The sequence below is a fragment of the Paenibacillus sp. KS1 genome (assembly GCF_001680695.1).
Classification (GTDB): Bacteria; Bacillota; Bacilli; order Paenibacillales; family Paenibacillaceae; genus Paenibacillus_B; species Paenibacillus_B suaedae.
The window spans coordinates 18,910-34,577 of the sequence record NZ_MAIS01000032.1 but is presented as its reverse complement, the minus strand read 5'-3'; the positions used below and the strand labels follow the sequence as shown (position 1 = coordinate 34,577).

Annotated in this window: 15 protein-coding genes; 2 read left to right on the top strand and 13 right to left on the bottom strand. The window is 48.9% G+C overall.

Going from position 1 to position 15,668, the window contains the following annotated elements:
* Window positions 1-112: 112 nt before the first annotated feature.
* Window positions 113-1,960 (top strand): asparagine synthase (glutamine-hydrolyzing), encoded by a 1,848-nt coding sequence (gene asnB, locus BBG47_RS12785; RefSeq protein WP_065292015.1) that lies wholly within the window; start codon window positions 113-115, stop codon window positions 1,958-1,960.
* 94 nt (window positions 1,961-2,054) lie between these two features.
* On the opposite strand, the gene BBG47_RS12780 is transcribed toward asnB, so the two are convergent.
* From BBG47_RS12780 to BBG47_RS12765, 4 genes are all read right to left on the bottom strand, one after another.
* Entirely contained in the window at window positions 2,055-3,362 is a 1,308-nt protein-coding gene (locus BBG47_RS12780; RefSeq protein WP_065292014.1) for a homocysteine synthase, read from the bottom strand.
* 274 nt (window positions 3,363-3,636) lie between these two features.
* Window positions 3,637-4,296, bottom strand: a complete 660-nt coding sequence (locus BBG47_RS12775; RefSeq protein ID WP_065292013.1) for an XTP/dITP diphosphatase — start codon at window positions 4,294-4,296, stop codon at window positions 3,637-3,639.
* The gene (rph, locus tag BBG47_RS12770; RefSeq protein WP_021252346.1) at window positions 4,280-5,065 is read right to left on the bottom strand and encodes a ribonuclease PH; all 786 of its coding nucleotides are present in this window, start codon (window positions 5,063-5,065) and stop codon (window positions 4,280-4,282) included. The genes BBG47_RS12775 and rph overlap by 17 nt, the downstream gene beginning before the upstream one ends.
* An 81-nt stretch (window positions 5,066-5,146) precedes the next feature.
* Window positions 5,147-6,205, bottom strand: coding sequence for a GerMN domain-containing protein (locus tag BBG47_RS12765; protein WP_065292012.1), 1,059 nt, complete (start codon window positions 6,203-6,205; stop codon window positions 5,147-5,149).
* A 273-nt stretch (window positions 6,206-6,478) separates the two neighbouring features.
* Here BBG47_RS12765 and BBG47_RS12760 point away from each other — a divergent pair, with 273 nt between their 5' ends.
* Complete coding sequence (locus BBG47_RS12760) at window positions 6,479-7,024, top strand: phosphatidylglycerophosphatase A family protein (RefSeq protein ID WP_065292011.1); 546 nt, start codon at window positions 6,479-6,481, stop codon at window positions 7,022-7,024.
* 1 nt (window position 7,025) lies between these two features.
* Here the strand turns inward: BBG47_RS12760 and BBG47_RS12755 are convergent, their stop codons facing one another.
* The 9 genes from BBG47_RS12755 to BBG47_RS12720 form a co-directional block, all read right to left on the bottom strand.
* Window positions 7,026-8,003, bottom strand: a complete 978-nt coding sequence (locus BBG47_RS12755) for an MBL fold metallo-hydrolase (RefSeq protein WP_083189270.1) — start codon at window positions 8,001-8,003, stop codon at window positions 7,026-7,028.
* A gap of 95 nt (window positions 8,004-8,098) precedes the next feature.
* Window positions 8,099-8,836 carry a class I SAM-dependent methyltransferase gene (locus BBG47_RS12750; protein ID WP_036590195.1) on the bottom strand — a complete coding sequence of 246 codons (738 nt, stop codon included), beginning with the start codon at window positions 8,834-8,836 and terminating at the stop codon, window positions 8,099-8,101.
* 202 nt (window positions 8,837-9,038) lie between these two features.
* A complete protein-coding gene (locus tag BBG47_RS12745) occupies window positions 9,039-10,199 on the bottom strand; it encodes a glycosyl hydrolase family 8 (protein ID WP_065292009.1) in 1,161 nt (386 codons plus the stop codon).
* Window positions 10,200-10,216: 17 nt separating this feature from the next.
* Window positions 10,217-10,378: a hypothetical protein gene (locus tag BBG47_RS29915; RefSeq protein ID WP_175400528.1), complete on the bottom strand. Its 162-nt coding sequence runs from the start codon at window positions 10,376-10,378 to the stop codon at window positions 10,217-10,219.
* A gap of 266 nt (window positions 10,379-10,644) precedes the next feature.
* Entirely contained in the window at window positions 10,645-11,700 is a 1,056-nt protein-coding gene (locus tag BBG47_RS12740; protein ID WP_083189268.1) for a Gfo/Idh/MocA family protein, read from the bottom strand.
* An 87-nt stretch (window positions 11,701-11,787) separates the two neighbouring features.
* Window positions 11,788-12,507, bottom strand: coding sequence for a ThuA domain-containing protein (locus BBG47_RS12735; RefSeq protein ID WP_065292008.1), 720 nt, complete (start codon window positions 12,505-12,507; stop codon window positions 11,788-11,790).
* Between the two features lie 155 nt (window positions 12,508-12,662).
* A complete protein-coding gene (locus BBG47_RS12730) occupies window positions 12,663-13,631 on the bottom strand; it encodes a sugar phosphate isomerase/epimerase family protein (RefSeq protein WP_065292007.1) in 969 nt (322 codons plus the stop codon).
* 56 nt (window positions 13,632-13,687) lie between these two features.
* Complete coding sequence (locus tag BBG47_RS12725; RefSeq protein ID WP_065292006.1) at window positions 13,688-14,770, bottom strand: Gfo/Idh/MocA family protein; 1,083 nt, start codon at window positions 14,768-14,770, stop codon at window positions 13,688-13,690.
* Window positions 14,771-14,885: 115 nt separating this feature from the next.
* Window positions 14,886-15,653 (bottom strand): sugar phosphate isomerase/epimerase family protein, encoded by a 768-nt coding sequence (locus BBG47_RS12720; RefSeq protein WP_094183161.1) that lies wholly within the window; start codon window positions 15,651-15,653, stop codon window positions 14,886-14,888.
* Window positions 15,654-15,668: the final 15 nt, after the last annotated feature.

Here is a 15,668-nt window from a genome sequence, read left to right as displayed (position 1 = left end):
GACATACATCTTATGCCGATTTGCGCATACCCATGGTATTATCTCAATCTTCCAGCATGCCGGTGCTCGTTCTTCCGGATGGACAGATTGGTGCGGAAAGGATGAACGTAACATGTGTGGAATTACAGGATGGATTGACTGGAACCGTGATTTGACCCAATGTTCTGGTGTTGTCGAACAAATGACCGCAACATTATCCGCTCGTGGGCCGGATGCGAAGGGAACATGGTTAACCAGTTCATGTGCGCTGGGGCACCGGCGCTTATCTGTCATTGATCCCGCGAATGGCGCCCAGCCGATGGTTCGGCACACGGAGCAAGGGGTGTTTGCCATTGTATATAATGGCGAACTGTACAATATGAAGGAATTAAGAACAGAATTAATCAGCCGCGGGCATTCATTTGTCACGCAGTGTGATACGGAAGTGCTGCTTGTTGCCTATTTGGAGTGGAAAGAGGCTTGTGTTGAACGATTTAACGGTATCTTTTCCTTTGCAATATGGGATGAATCAGAAAGACATCTGTTCATGGCTCGTGATCGGCTCGGGGTAAAGCCATTGTTCTATTCACAGGGCGAGGGCTGGTTCGCATTCGGTTCTGAGCCTAAATCATTGCTTGCTCACCCGGACATCGAACCGGTCATCGGGCTGGAGGGAGCCGCTGAAATATGGATGATTGGTCCCGCTCGAACTCCGGGACACGGTATATACCAAGCGCTATCAGAACTGCGGCCAGGCCACACCTTGAAGTACAGTCCGGATGGTCTTAGAATTCATTGCTACTGGAAGCTGGAGAGCATCCCGCATGAAGAGGACGCCGAACAGACAGCTAGACATGTGCGTGAGCTGCTGGAGGATACCGTTGAGCGGCAGCTCATCTCTGATGTACCCGTCTGCACCTTGTTATCTGGCGGGCTGGACTCCAGTGCGCTGACGGCCCTTACCGTTCAACATTACGAGCGGCATAAACTTGGCCAGGTGCATACGTACTCGGTCGATTATGTTGATAACGATCTGTACTTCCAATCTCATGCATTTCAGCCCAATGCCGATGAGCCCTGGATTTACCGTATGGTGGAGGAACTTGGCACAACCCATCATTGGATCAAATTCGATACCCCTGAGCTTGTCGCCTCCCTAGAACAGGCTGTGAAGGTTCGTGATTTGCCAGGCATGACCGATATTGATGGTTCTCTCCTCTTATTCTGTAAGGAAATCAAGCAAGGCGCCACTGTCGCTCTCTCCGGCGAGGCGGCCGATGAAGTATTCGGCGGATATCCTTGGTTCCATCGAGAAGATGCCCTGAATGCCGGTACCTTCCCGTGGGCACTAGCTACCCCACTGCGTTCCAGCCTCCTGAAGCCTGAAGTTTCTTCCTTGCTTCGCGCAGAGCAGTACGTAGCCGATCGGTATGCAGATGCCGTTCGCGAAGTCCCTGTGCTGCCTGGCGAAGATGCACAAGCCGCCAAGATGCGGGTCATGTCCTATCTCAATATTACCCGCTTCATGCCTACCTTGCTGGATCGCAAGGACAGAATGAGCATGGGGGTAGGATTAGAAGTTCGTGTACCTTATACAGACCACCGCCTCGTCCAGTATGTATTCAACATTCCATGGAGCATTAAGACATATGGTGGGCGAGAAAAGGGTCTGCTTCGCAAAGCACTTGAAGGCGTATTGCCGGAAGATGTACTGTACCGCAAGAAGAGCCCTTATCCGAAAACCCACAATCCGAACTACTTGAATACCGTTCGTCGTCTTGCGTTGGAGCGGCTGGATGATACATCATCCCCACTCCATCAATTTGTGAATGCGGAGCGAATCCGCAGTATCGCAGCCTCCGAGGAAGCGAGCTCGAACTTTCCTTGGTTCGGTCAACTGATGTCCGGCCCTCAATTATTTGCTTATTTGCTTCAAATGGACACTTGGCTGCGAGAATACCGCATTCGTGTAGCATGGTAACCTGAAGCCCACAAGAGCTCATTCATCCAATAAAAAGAAGACACACGGGATACGCAGCAGCGTATCGTCCGTGTGTCTTTGTTTTTATGGCTTCTTATTTGACAGCAGCAGGCTGACTTGCACGAATCGCCTGATCCAAATCAAATAAGATATCGTCAATGGATTCCGTACCGATAGATAAACGAATAAGTCCTGGATTTACACCTGCAGCAATTTGTTCATCTTCACTCAATTGCTGATGCGGTGTGCTGGCAGGATGGATAATGAGCGACTTCGAATCACCAACATTCGCAAGATGAGAGAAGAGCTTGACGTGATTGATCACTTGGCGTCCTGCTTCGATTCCGCCCTTAATCTCAAATGTTAAGATGGCACCCTGGCCCTTCGGCAAATACTTCCGCGCAAGCTCATAAGATGGATGGCTAGACAGACCACTGTAGCTGACCGACTGTACACCTTCATGTGCTTCAAGGAACTGAGCAACCTTCAATGCATTCTCGCTATGGCGCTCCATACGCAGGTGAAGCGTTTCGAGCCCTTGAAGAAGCAGGAATGCGTTGAATGGAGATATGGCAGCTCCCATATCGCGCAGCAATTGCACACGGGCCTTAATAATGTATGCGATTGGCCCAACAGCATCCGTATATACAACCCCATGATAGCTAGGATCCGGTTCTGTCAATCCCGGGAACTTATCATTGGCAGCCCAATCGAACTTGCCTCCATCTACGATTACCCCGCCAATCGAGGTGCCATGACCGCCAATGAACTTCGTTGCGGAATGAACTACAATATCCGCACCATGCTCAAGGGGGCGAAGCAGGAATGGGCTTGGGAATGTATTGTCTACGATGAGCGGAATACCATGATCATGTGCGATATCGGCTACTGCCTCAATATCGAGAACATCGCCCCTAGGGTTGCCGATCGCCTCCGCATACAGCGCCTTCGTCCTGCTCGTAATCGCCTTGCGGAAGTTTTCCGGATCGCTGGAATCAACGAACCGAACCGTAATGCCGAGCTTTGCTAATGTTGTCGAGAACAGATTATACGTTCCGCCATACAGACTCGTCGCAGAGACAATCTCATCCCCTGCTCCCGCGATATTCAATATAGCGTACGTAATCGCAGCCTGACCAGAGGCAGTGGCCAGCGCCGCTGCACCGCCTTCCAAGGCAGCGACTCGCTTCTCAAACACATCTGTTGTAGGATTCATCAACCGTGTATAAATGTTGCCAAATTCCTTCAGAGCAAATAAGTCCGCAGCATGATCAGTATCCTTAAACGCGTAAGACGTTGTTTGATACAGCGGAACCGCGCGGGACAATGTAGTCGGGTCAACCTCCTGTCCTGCATGCACAGCTAAAGTTTCCAGTCCAAATTCACGTGGAGCTTCACTCATCTTTAACCAATCCTCCTTCGCCTTATTGCCCAATATTTTCTCATATTTTTCCGATGTTGGAAAGTATCAATTCTGAGTATTTTGATGTGAAAAAAAGGACACCTTAACTAACTATGCAGTAAGGTGCCCTCCGATGCTTGTTATTCCGTTGTAAATAGGTTAAAAATGCTTCTGTGCGTTTGTTCTCTACAAGAGGAACATACATTATGCAGCTATGTAACATGCAGTAATCAGGATTCAGCACGCGGATCAAGATGCATCTTGCGGCTACCCGCTATACTTCCGCTTGCTCCGCCTTCATCACTTCAAGCAGCTTGCGAATCGCGTTGCCGCGATGGCTAATGCTCTGCTTCTGCTCTGGAGACAGCTCCGCCATCGTCTTGCCGAATGCAGGAACATAGAAGAGCGGATCGTAGCCAAATCCATGCTCTCCACGCGCCTCATCAATGATGAATCCATCACATGTGCCCGTGACATCGACATACCGCTTCTCTACTGGATCATACAGCACGAGGCAGCAGACGAATTGAGCCGCACTCCGTACATGCTCTGCTACTTCTCCCAGCTCCTCATGTTCTGTACGGGATACCGGCAGCTTCTCCAACTCTTCGAGAAGCTTGGCATTGTTCGCCTTCGTATCGCCATGCCCACCAGCATATCGTGCAGAATACACGCCAGGGGCACCCTCTAAGCGCTCCACACAAAGTCCTGAATCATCAGCAAGAACAGGAAGTTGAATCGCTTCAGCGACTTCCTGTGCCTTCTTCAGCGCGTTTGCCTTGAAGGTATCTCCGTCTTCTACTACTTCAGGCAATTGCGGATAGTCTGCCATGCTGAGCACACGCTTGCCAAGCGAGGCGAAAGCAAGCTGAAATTCCTTCAGCTTGCCTTGGTTGCTCGTCGCAATAATGATCGTATCACTTGCTAGATGCATGACCGGCTGCCTCCCCACGCTCCAATGCTGCCCGTGCAGCGATCTTGTCTGCAATAGGGCCAAGTGCTTCCTTCTGCATCTCAACAAGCTCCAAGATCCCTTTCTCCGCGCTGGCAAGGAGTTGGTTAAGCTCTTCACGTGAGAATGGACTCTCTTCCCCCGTACCTTGCACTTCAACGAACTTGCCTTGTCCTGTCATCACAACATTCATATCGACCTTCGCTGAAGAATCTTCTTCGTAATTCAAGTCAAGAAGCGTATTTCCTTGAATGACACCAACGCTAACCGATGCAAGGAAATCTGTAATCGGGTATTTATTCAATGAATGCTGGTTCGCCACTTTATGAATCGCCATTGCCATCGCAATAAAGGAACCGGTGATGGAAGTGGTACGTGTACCACCATCAGCCTGAATAACGTCGCAATCAAGCGTAATTGTTCTCTCACCTAATGCATGCAAGTCAACAACCGAGCGTAGAGCCCGCCCAATCAGCCGTTGAATTTCCATCGTACGGCCAGTTAACTTGCCCCGGTTCGCTTCACGCTGGTTGCGTGTCTGCGTTGCACGTGGGAGCATCGAATATTCTGCCGTAATCCAGCCCTTGCCTTGCCCCTTCATAAAAGGAGGAACTTTCTCGTCAACCGTAGCCGTGCACAGCACCTTCGTGTCGCCTACTTCGATGAATACGGATCCTTCCGCGTATTTGTTCGTGTTTGTTCGAATCGTAACCGGGCGGAGTTCATCCGCCTTGCGTCCGTTGCTTCTCATTTAATAGTGCCTCCTACATTTCCACTGTCGTCCGTAAAAAGTAACATCCCCTATTCTACCAAAGAGCTTGGCGAAAAGCATCTATCCTTTCCAAGCCATATTTACAACAGGCCGCGTGACCGGCTCCGAATAGTTTATCTTGTCTGTTCCTTGAATATCCATATTGCCGTTTATTTTCAACTGAACCTTCTTCACTCCTTGCCGTTCAGTAAGCGATAGAACAACCGCCTTCACCAATTCTGCAGGAACTTGATCCCCTTTTTCGAACATCGTATCAGCGAGATCCACTGTCAGTGTATCGCCGTTGGCCATAATATCATTAATTTTCGTTTCTTTGGTCATGACCATGTTCATCGCTTTCTTATTCAACGGCCCGGATATCATCTGTTCCAGTGTTGCTCTCACTGAATCCGATGATGGCTCAACCAGTCTAGTCACAGGAATAAAATAGGCCTTCCCCTCTTCACTGTAACTGGAAAAATACAACGTAACCGGCATGGAGCGCAGATAATTGACCGACAAATCCTTCTCTAAATTAATTCCTAATTGTCTGGAAAGCGGCGTATCCATTGGGGTGTGGTCTACTGGCATCTCAGACAGCTTCTTAGAATCCATCCATAATTGCACCTGATCTACATTCGGCAGAGAAGTAAGCGTCCACGTGATAGACTCCATCACCTTGCGCTCATCGTTCTTGTCGTAAGTGGCAAACTCCTTCGATAATTCCACAAATGCAGTCTTCTGCTCCGGCTTGAGCGTTACCTTCAAGCTCGTCCCCTTCGGCAGCGTGGCCGTAAAGCCTGGAGGCAGCATTCCCTTATGCACCCCGTCCTTCACCAGCATTTCCAGTGACGCCTGCGCCACTACCGCCGGATCCTCAGAGTTCCATTGATACGATATTGGAGCCAAGTAGCCATGGCGATCCTGCGCATATATCGTCATATTCGCTTGCTGCTGCGCTGCATCCATTGGATTAACAGTTAATTCGCTCTTACCATCTGTTGCAGTCATCATCTTAGCCTCAACATCTGCTGGCGGCGGATCGATCGCACCGCTCGTGCCATTGCAAGCTGTTAATAGCAAGGGCAGGGTCAGTACTGCTGCCAGTACACCTTGTCGGAAATATTGTGTCCGCACCATAGGCGAAGCAACCTCCTCTATGCATCTATCGTGTGATCAGCGGGAGCCCGTTTCCTTATATAATGCGTGCATAAGGCGTCCCTTCGTCATACACCTATATATACGAGAGGGCTGTCCAAAACATGACGAGGTTTCTATATTGCAACGAGAAAATACAAGAGAAAGAGAGTAAGGAAAGCAGGGATTGGGTATATCATTGTCGTATACTTTCCTCATGCAATGGTGCAAAATGATAGGTATAGGAATGATGACAAAGAGATAGAGGTGACTTCCATGACAGATCATAAACATACTGCCAAGGCGTATAGCCTAGACAGTGAGAAAGTCGAAGCTGAGACACGCGAGTGGCTGCATAAACGGGGAGTTCGCGTAGAAGAAATTGCAGAGTTGGTTATGTTCTTGCAACAAAAATATTTCCCTGAATTGACAATCGACTATTGTATCTACAATGTGGAACAGGTGCTGCGCAAACGTGAGGTTCAAAATGCGGTTCTGACCGGTATCCAGCTTGATATCATGGCAGAAGAAGGGAAGCTGACACCCGCGCTGCAGGAAATGATTGAGAATGATGAGGGACTGTATGGCGTGGACGAAATTCTAGCCTTCTCCATTGTTAATGTATATGGAAGCATCGGATTCACCAATTACGGATATGTTGATAAACTGAAGCCAGGAGTCTTGGAACGATTAAACAATAAGGATAGCGGGCAGATCCATACGTTCCTTGATGATATCGTAGGCGCCATTGCCGCTGCGGCAAGCAGTCGAATTGCTCACCGCAAGCAGGCGGAACGCGAGCAAGAAATGCAATCTATGTAGTTTATGATGACTTCCACAGCATGAACTCGCCAGAAGCAGAAGTAGTCATCGCTAAGCCGCGCCGTTGAAGTTCGACGAGATGAGCCAGAGTCTCGCCCATTGCAAAGCGGAATTGGTGCACAGTTAGACGATCCAGCGTACCGAAGCTGGCACAGCACAGCTCGTAGGCTGTCATCGGCTTGTGGAGCACGTCCTGCATCTCCTGCAGACGTGCTTCATGATGCTGGATTAACTCTTCCGCACGACTCCTGAAATGTTGGAATGGATGTCGATGCCCTGGAAGCGCCAGTTCTACATCCAGAGCAGCAAGACGCTCAAGCCCGATGAGGAAGGACTGCAGTGGCTCGGGATCACTATTCGGCATTAAGCTGACATTCGGCGTTATTTGCGGCAGAACGTGATCACCGCACAATATTATACGCTCTTCCGCATGATAGAAGCTCATATGGCCTGGAGCGTGCCCTCCTGTCTCAAGTGCCTGCCAAGCATCATCCCCTAGCGTCACCAAATCTCCATCCCTAATGAACGATATATCGGGCAGCGGGGTTACCTGGGGAATGAAGCTATCCATATGAACTCCGATGGATTCCACTACCGCTATCGGCGCCCCATGCTTACGGTACAACTGCTGCATGTCCACAGTCATAGGAGATCTCCCATCCCACAGTCTCTCAACGTGATTCCAGCCTATTTCCGACAACCATACGGGTACGGACAACTGCTGCTGAAGCCAGCCGGCAATCCCGCTATGATCAGGATGGTAATGCGTCAGCACAATGGAAGCCGTGTTGCCAGCATGAATGTCCATTTCTCCCATTAAGCTGACCCATGCACTCTCTGTCTCATTGTTACGAAGCCCCGGATCAATGATAGTCCAGCCTGCTGAGCCATGAAGCAAATAGGTATTCACCCACCGAAGTGAGTTAGGGAGCGGCATTCTGGCTACATAAATATTCGCATTCACCTGCTGCAACTTCATTACTTGTTCCCCCTCATCCACAAATTGAGTCAACATTTAATCATCTATACTGGTCTAATACACCCATGTTATCGCTGACAATTGGTAGTTCAGACTTACTCCGGACGTGTTCCAACCATGATGAGTCGAGAAGAAACGGCTTCATTGTATAAGGAACCATCATACCCACCATATACCTTCTCCATTTGCAACCCTGCCTCTTCAATCATATGATGGAAATCGCCTAATTCATACAGTCTAACACGCTCCTCATAATGGCGCTGTTCCCCTGTGCCCTCATCCGTCAACGTAATTTCCTTCTTCACGAATCCATTCTCAATATGCCGCTTCTCTTGAATCCATGTCCCCTTATCTTGGCGCTCAGATACTGGAACCAGATGCTGCATAACATAGCTCGGATTTAAGAAGTCTATAATAAATTGCCCGCCCGGCCGGAGCACCCGATGAATTTCATGGAATACCTGGCCGTTGTCTTCATCCGCTTGGAAATATCCAAAAGACGTAAATAAATTCACAACGGCATCAAACGCCCCCTCCACTGGTAGCTCTCTCATGTCCCCTGCCAAGAAGGTTACGACATGCTCTTCATCCAGCTTCGCCGCCTCTCGTAGAAGCACCTCAGACAAATCTACTCCTGTCACCTTGTACCCAGCTTCCGCGAGCGCCAGTGAGTGCCTGCCCATCCCACAGCATAGATCCAGCACAGAGGCTGCTTCGGGCAGCTCCAGCCACTTCATCATCCGATGCACTTCTTGTGCGGCCCCTTGAAAATCACGATGTTTATATACAACTAAATAGTCGCGACCGAAACTCCGCTCGTACCATTCTTTCATACCTGTCACCTCAATTTATTTCTCCATTTCATTGTATCGAGTTAGGATCTAAAAGCAATGTTTCTTACAGCATTACCTATTTCTATTATGTAAAAGGACCGCCCAGCAGATAAGTGACTATCTGCCATGGCAGTCCCTTTCCTATAACCTAAACCAGTTCATCCATCATCGTATCTACTTGTAGATTTCGTTTCCGTTTACTTCACTTTCCCTTGATTTCATTCTTCTTGCTTCCTACAGGATTGACTTCCGTCAACAATACTTGCAGCTGGTCGAATGAGAAGGCACTATTGTCCTTCTCTTCGACAAAGCCGCCGAAATTCGGCGAGGAGGAACGCTGCACGGCAAATTCATACATTCTCCGCTTCAATTGCTCCGCAAGTCCATGCTCATTCTTCAGCTGGAGGATCCGAACAGCAAGCGCATAAACTGATGGAGATTCAAAGGTTTCTCGGACACTCCCATCCTCTGCGTATACACTCGGGATCTTCCCTTTGTGGAGGCTCCATTCCTGTTTCAGAAATCGGATTGTCGCACTTACATCCTCGCCTTCTTCCGCCAAGTACAACGCAGTATATAAGGAATCGATCATATTGATGGATCCCGTTGAGGAATAACCTTGGTCAGGTGTCCAGTACGTCTTGAACAACCCGTTCCCAAGCGAGCCCTTCTTCATTAGCTGCAAACTGTTATTCCGAACCGTCTCCCACTTCTTATCGAACACAGCCAGCATTCCCATCGTATGAATATCCATATAGGAGATCGTTGCACGGTCTGAGCGGGATTTATACTTCCAATCATAATGGTCGAACATGTAGTCCTTGCTCACATTGCCATCCAACAGCGTCTTGCTGATTCCCTTCGCGATCCGTCTTGCTTCCTCGACCCCCCATAATTGATCCGCATCGAGCAGTGCCCGAGCAATACGCAGATCATCGACCGCCGCATTAACGTCAGTCGGTTCATGCTTAGGGGAGTAGCGCCAGCGGACGTAGCCTTTCTCCGCTAATAGACTCCGCTGCAAGAACGCGAGCTGATTATCGAACAGGTTACGATTGTTCATCTGTACTGCATACAACATCATCAGCCCTGTTGATTCTGAGAGCATCTGATGATTGGCTGCTTGATGCTCTGACTCGGGCAAGTCGTCACGCAAATTCGTAAAGACTCCGCCATCGCTGCTCATCATGTGTTTCGCGACAAACAACAGGAGCGACGATTGCTGCTCCGTTAGCTGCAGAGGAACAGCTGCAACCTGTTTCGTGTCTGAATACCACATATCCGCAGCAACCCATATTAATACAATGAATAAGGCGCCCCCTATGATCTTTACACCTATCGATCGATTTCTCTTCAAATTCATTGGAGATGGCTCCTCCCTTAGTTTCCGTTATTTCCTTCTCCGCTGAATCGCTCTCCATATAAGTACAGTGATTGCAAATAGCGCAATCCAAAGACAGCCTCTATCTCAAATCGAACCCAGATCTGATCGTCAGTACGGAACGATTTGCATTCCAAGGAGATGGCATTATATGAATACATCCATCCTTCTCAGGATGCCATACTTTCCCCTCTAGTGTCCACCCTACGGCGGGCCGGTGAAGATGAAATGCTTGTCCTGCTGCTGGGCAAACTGGAACTCCGACGCCTTTACGGCAGAATAGGCAACACGGCTTCCCGGCAATGACGCAAGTTGTCACACCATGAACCAAACGTAATTTTTAGGATGTGCTTGTTGAACACAAAAAAACCTGAGTACAAATGAGCGTACAGCACATTTGTACTCAGGTTTACATCAGCATGAATGGCTATAGAGACAATCTTACTTCTTGGCCAAGCTTCGCTGATTCATAAATCGCATTTAGTATGCGGATCATGTCTACACCCTGTTCTGGTGTGAATATCGGATCAGCTTTGCCTAATATCACATCGACAAAGTGATCCACATTCTCCTTATGTCCTGATCCGTCTGTAAATCCTTCCGGCTTCATGTTCATATGCTTGCCAGCAGCAACTGTGAACATCTGAAGCTCATTATCATGCAGGCTGAAGCCAGCTTGTGTCCCACGCAGCTCCACGAACGATTGTTCCTTCTCGATATGTGAAGCCCAGCTTACTTCCAGTTGGAGCGTCGCCCCATTGTCAAAGCGAATGAATCCAGTTGCCAGATCTTCCACATTGAACGTATCCCGACTCCCTGATGGAGCAGCCTTATCCATGAAATGGCCGTATGTCGCTCCTGATACTGCAACTGGCTTCGGATTGCCCATCAGCCAGATGGCCAAGTCGATCATATGCACACCCAAATCGATCAGAGGCCCTCCTCCAGATTTGGATTTGGTTGTGAACCAGCCTCCTGCACCTGGAATGCCATATCTGCGCACCCAGCCGCATCTTCCCGTGTATATCTGCCCCATCTGTCCTTCATCAATGTACTGTTTTAGAAATTGAGAACGCGAGCGGAAGCGATTATTCCGCATGACCATCAGCACTTTGCCCGACTTCTCGGCAGCCTGCTGCATACGTACCGCATCTTCTGGATTCGTCGCATCAGGCTTCTCGCAGAATACGTGCAACCCTTTTTCTAAGGCAGAAATCGCAACTGGAGCGTGCAAATAGTTCGGGGAGCAAATATCTACAATATCCAACTCCTCGTGTTCAAGCATCTCCTGCCAGTCTTCATAGACTCGAACCTGACCAATTTGATCCGCAACTTCGCAAGCAGATGGCTTATGCGGATCGCATACAGCGACGATCTGAACATGCGGATTTGAGAGAAATGCAGGCATATGCGCCCCACGGAATATGTTGCCTGTTGAAACAACTCCGACGCGTAATGGTTGTGAAGATTCAATTGATGTCATGTTTATACCCACTCTTTCTTTCAAATTACATTAGGCTGTATGATGATAACTCCAACGAAATCCGTGCATGTTGTCTAACTTGTCCCATTAATTCAATGGTTCAAGCGGTTGAGCGTTGCCATACTTCGGATATGTGCGTTCCGACGGCTTAGCCCACTTCACCGCATTGGCGATGACACGACGGATTTGCTCATTGTAATAGGTCGGATATGTCTCATGACCTGGACGGAAGTAGAAAACTTTGCCCATGCCGCGCTGATAGCAGCAGCCGCTGCGGAATACTTCTCCGCCAGTAAACCAGCTGACGAATACAAGCTCATCCGGTGCCGGAATGTCGAAGTGCTCGCCGTACATTTCTTCCGCTTCAAGCTCAATATACTCCCCAATTCCTTCTGCGATCGGGTGCCCTGGAGCTACGACCCACAACCGTTCCTTGTCGTTCGCTTCACGCCATTTCAAATCACAGCCGGTTCCCATAAGCTTTTTGAAAATTTTCGAGAAATGACCGGAATGAAGTACAATTAGCCCCATCCCGTGGAGCACGCGTTGATAGACACGCTCTACAATCGCCTCGTCCACCTCTTCGTGTGCCTTATGCCCCCACCAAATCAATACGTCTGTCTCATTCAATACTTCCTCAGTCAACCCATGTTCAGGCATATCGAGCGTTGCATAGCGCACATGAAACTCCTGACCCAGTCCCTCGCCGATCGCTGTATGAATCCCTTGCGGATAAATATCAGCTACGGTCTTGTTGTGTTGTTCATGTCTGTATTCATTCCAGATCGTTACGTTTTGTTTTGTCATCGCTGCATGCTCCTTTGTCCATTCATATAGATAAGCTCATTACTGATAACATCTTAGTTAGAAAAGCAATCGCACCTTCCATTCATCCATTGATGCACGAGAACGAGGAAGATGCGATGCCTATATCCCATTACTTGGCGTGCATGATTTGAGGCCTAGACCCACCACATCTCGCCAATCGGTTCCTTCATTAAAATCGGCTTCAAATTCTCAACAGCTTTCGTGAAGCCCTCATCAACGGACATCAAGCCATCCTCATGTTCTATGCTCACAACATAGTCATAACCGACAAGGCGAAGGGCACTAATTATATCAGCCCATGTCTTCGTATCATGACCATAACCAACAGTACGGAACTGCCAAGCGCGATCCAACATCATCGTATAAGACTGCATATCTGTTATCCCGTGCTTATGGATGTTCACAGGATCAATGGTCGTATCCTTGGCATGGAAGTGATGAATGGCATTCGCCTGCCCCAGAATACGGATTGCCTGTACCGGATCTATGCCTTGCCACCACATATGGCTCGGGTCAAGGTTCGCTCCGATTGCCTCGCCTGCCGCTTCGCGGAGACGAAGCATCGTACCTGGCGAGTGAACGGAGAAGCCGCCGTGCAGCTCGAGTCCGATCTTCAAGCCGCGTTCAGTGGCTAACTTGCCCACCTCTGTCCAGTACGGAATAACCTTTTCCTTCCACTGCCAGTCCAGAATTTCCTGATAATCTGTAGGCCATGGTGCCACAGGCCAGTTCGGGTATTTCGCGCCTTCATGGTCACCCGGGCAGCCGGAGAAGCCGTTCACAACTGGCACTTCCAGCTTCGCAGCGAGATCCAGCGTCGCCATGAAATCTTCATGATACTGCTTCGCAATATCCATCTGTGGGTGAAGCGGATTGCCATGACAGCTTAGCGCACTGATCGTCAAGCCCCGGGAAGCAACAGCTTCCTTAAATGCCTTAAGCTTCGCCTCACTAGCTAACAGTTCATGCGGGTTGCAATGCTTCGCACCTGGATACCCGCCAGTCCCTATCTCAACAGCTTCAACACCTTTAGCTGCTACTGTATCCAATGCCTCTTCTAATGGCAATTGTCCGTACAGAACTAAGAATACGCCTAATTTCATGAGTGTTCTTTGCCTCCTTCGGTACGATTCATGTGCATTCGTGCTGCTTATTCCGATTAGTCAAAGTAAATTGCTTTTCCTGTGCGCGAGGATTCGTAAATGGCTTCCAAAATCTCAGAAACGACGCACGCTTGTTCCGGCGTAATGATTGGTGTCTTGTCATTTTCAATCGCATCAATCCACATATGCATCTCTACATCTGGCGGATTATCAGAATCACCTTCATAGAAATCAACGCCACTTGCAGTCAAATGAAATTTTTGATCGTACAGTTGGCCGTGTCTTTCCCCGTTAATCGTCAAGCCGTCATTCATATCTGCCCCGCCTTCTGTACCGCATAGCGTACACTTCGCTTCGATGTTGGATGTTACGTTAAGCGCCCAACTGGATTCCAAAATAACTGTCGCTCCGTTCTTCATCACAATCATCCCGAACGCGGAATCTTCAACCGTGAACTTCGCTGGATCCCATGAACCCCAAGCGTTCGCTGCATTCTCACGGCTGCTCAACTTATGATAAGCCTTGCCAAGCACGATATGCGGCTCGTAGTTGTCCATCATCCACAACGTCATATCCAGCGAGTGTGTACCGATATCGATAAGCGGACCTCCGCCTTGCTTCTCTTCGTCCAAGAACACGCCCCATGTAGGAACCGCGCGGCGACGAATCGCATGCGCTTTGGCGAAATAAATCTCACCCAAGGTGCCCTCTTCACACAGCTTCTTCAAATAGCGGCTGTCACTGCGGAAGCGGTTATTGTAGCCTACTGTAAGCTTCTTGCCTGTACGCTTCGCCACTTCAACCATGCGGCGTGCATCTTCCGCCTTCTTCGCCATTGGCTTCTCACACAATACATGCTTATCGCTCTCCAGCGAAGCAATTGTAATCTCTGCATGGGAATCATTCGGCGTACATACATGAACGATGTCGATGCTCTTATCTTCCAATACAGCCTTATAATCGGTATAGACTTTAGCATCCGGTGTGCCGTACTTTTCCTTCGCCTCAACCGCACGCTCCTCAACAATGTCGCAGAATGCTACCATTTCAACATTTTTCAGCTTGGCCAAGCTAGGCATGTGCTTGGCATTGGCAATGCCGCCGCATCCGATAATCGCAATTTTATATACTTTTGACATGAATCTATTCCTCCCGAGATTAGATTGATGATGTAGGTCATGTATTCAACTGTAATATGTGTAGAGGTCGTACCTCTTGAAGTTTTCTCTTGAAGTTTTCTCTTGAAGTCTTCTATTAAAGTCCGAGATTGTCCTTAATCCATTGACGACTTCCGCGCACGCTATCAAGTGGTGCACGCTGACAATCATCCTGCTCTACGATAAGCCATTCCGTTCCTGCTTCTCGAGCAGCTTGAGCTACACCCACTAAATCGAGTTCACCCTGACCAAGCTCCATTGTCATTGGCTTGCCGTCTCCATCATATTTGAGATCCTTATAATGAATGAACGGAACACGACCTGAATATTGAGCGATTACTTCCAACGGGTTGAAACCACCATGCTTCACCCAACATACATCCAGTTCCGCGAAGAGATTGTCTTCAGGCAGCTTGCTGAACAGCAAATCAAATACCGTCTCCCGCCCAATCTTAGCTTCAAATTCATATCCATGATTGTGATAGCCCAGCTTAATTCCATGCGCTGCAAGTCGCTCTGCAACAGCTGCAAGCACGCGAACCGACTCTTCCAAGATGTCTTCATCGGCTTCGTGCAGCTTCGGAATTCCCGGACAAATGATGTTCCGGTTGCCGATGGCAAGATTCATTTCAATTTGCTCATCTAGGTGTTCAGTCAATTGCTCGATACTGACATGAGACCCGGCCGCCTTCAAATTCAGGCGCTTCAGTTCACCTGCTAATTTCTCCGGCGCCAATCCGCCGTAGCCGGCAAATTCTACACCTTCATAGCCCATAGCCGCCACTTGCTCCAGTGTTCCGATAAAGTCTTTTTGCATCTCATCGCGCAATGTATAAAGCTGTACTCCAATTTTCAATGGATCCACCTCATTTTGTATAAA

Excerpts from the sequence above, each read along its gene's own strand:
- asnB (WP_065292015.1), top strand. The coding sequence starts at position 113 with ATGTGTGGAATTACAGGATGGATTGACTGGAACCGTGATTTGACCCAA.
- BBG47_RS12780 (WP_065292014.1), bottom strand. The coding sequence starts at position 3,362 with ATGAGTGAAGCTCCACGTGAATTTGGACTGGAAACTTTAGCTGTGCAT.
- BBG47_RS12775 (WP_065292013.1), bottom strand. The coding sequence starts at position 4,296 with ATGCATCTAGCAAGTGATACGATCATTATTGCGACGAGCAACCAAGGC.
- rph (WP_021252346.1), bottom strand. The coding sequence starts at position 5,065 with ATGAGAAGCAACGGACGCAAGGCGGATGAACTCCGCCCGGTTACGATT.
- BBG47_RS12765 (WP_065292012.1), bottom strand. The coding sequence starts at position 6,205 with ATGGTGCGGACACAATATTTCCGACAAGGTGTACTGGCAGCAGTACTG.
- BBG47_RS12760 (WP_065292011.1), top strand. The coding sequence starts at position 6,479 with ATGACAGATCATAAACATACTGCCAAGGCGTATAGCCTAGACAGTGAG.
- BBG47_RS12755 (WP_083189270.1), bottom strand. The coding sequence starts at position 8,003 with ATGAAGTTGCAGCAGGTGAATGCGAATATTTATGTAGCCAGAATGCCG.
- BBG47_RS12750 (WP_036590195.1), bottom strand. The coding sequence starts at position 8,836 with ATGAAAGAATGGTACGAGCGGAGTTTCGGTCGCGACTATTTAGTTGTA.
- BBG47_RS12745 (WP_065292009.1), bottom strand. The coding sequence starts at position 10,199 with ATGAATTTGAAGAGAAATCGATCGATAGGTGTAAAGATCATAGGGGGC.
- BBG47_RS29915 (WP_175400528.1), bottom strand. The coding sequence starts at position 10,378 with ATGTATTCATATAATGCCATCTCCTTGGAATGCAAATCGTTCCGTACT.
- BBG47_RS12740 (WP_083189268.1), bottom strand. The coding sequence starts at position 11,700 with ATGACATCAATTGAATCTTCACAACCATTACGCGTCGGAGTTGTTTCA.
- BBG47_RS12735 (WP_065292008.1), bottom strand. The coding sequence starts at position 12,507 with ATGACAAAACAAAACGTAACGATCTGGAATGAATACAGACATGAACAA.
- BBG47_RS12730 (WP_065292007.1), bottom strand. The coding sequence starts at position 13,631 with ATGAAATTAGGCGTATTCTTAGTTCTGTACGGACAATTGCCATTAGAA.
- BBG47_RS12725 (WP_065292006.1), bottom strand. The coding sequence starts at position 14,770 with ATGTCAAAAGTATATAAAATTGCGATTATCGGATGCGGCGGCATTGCC.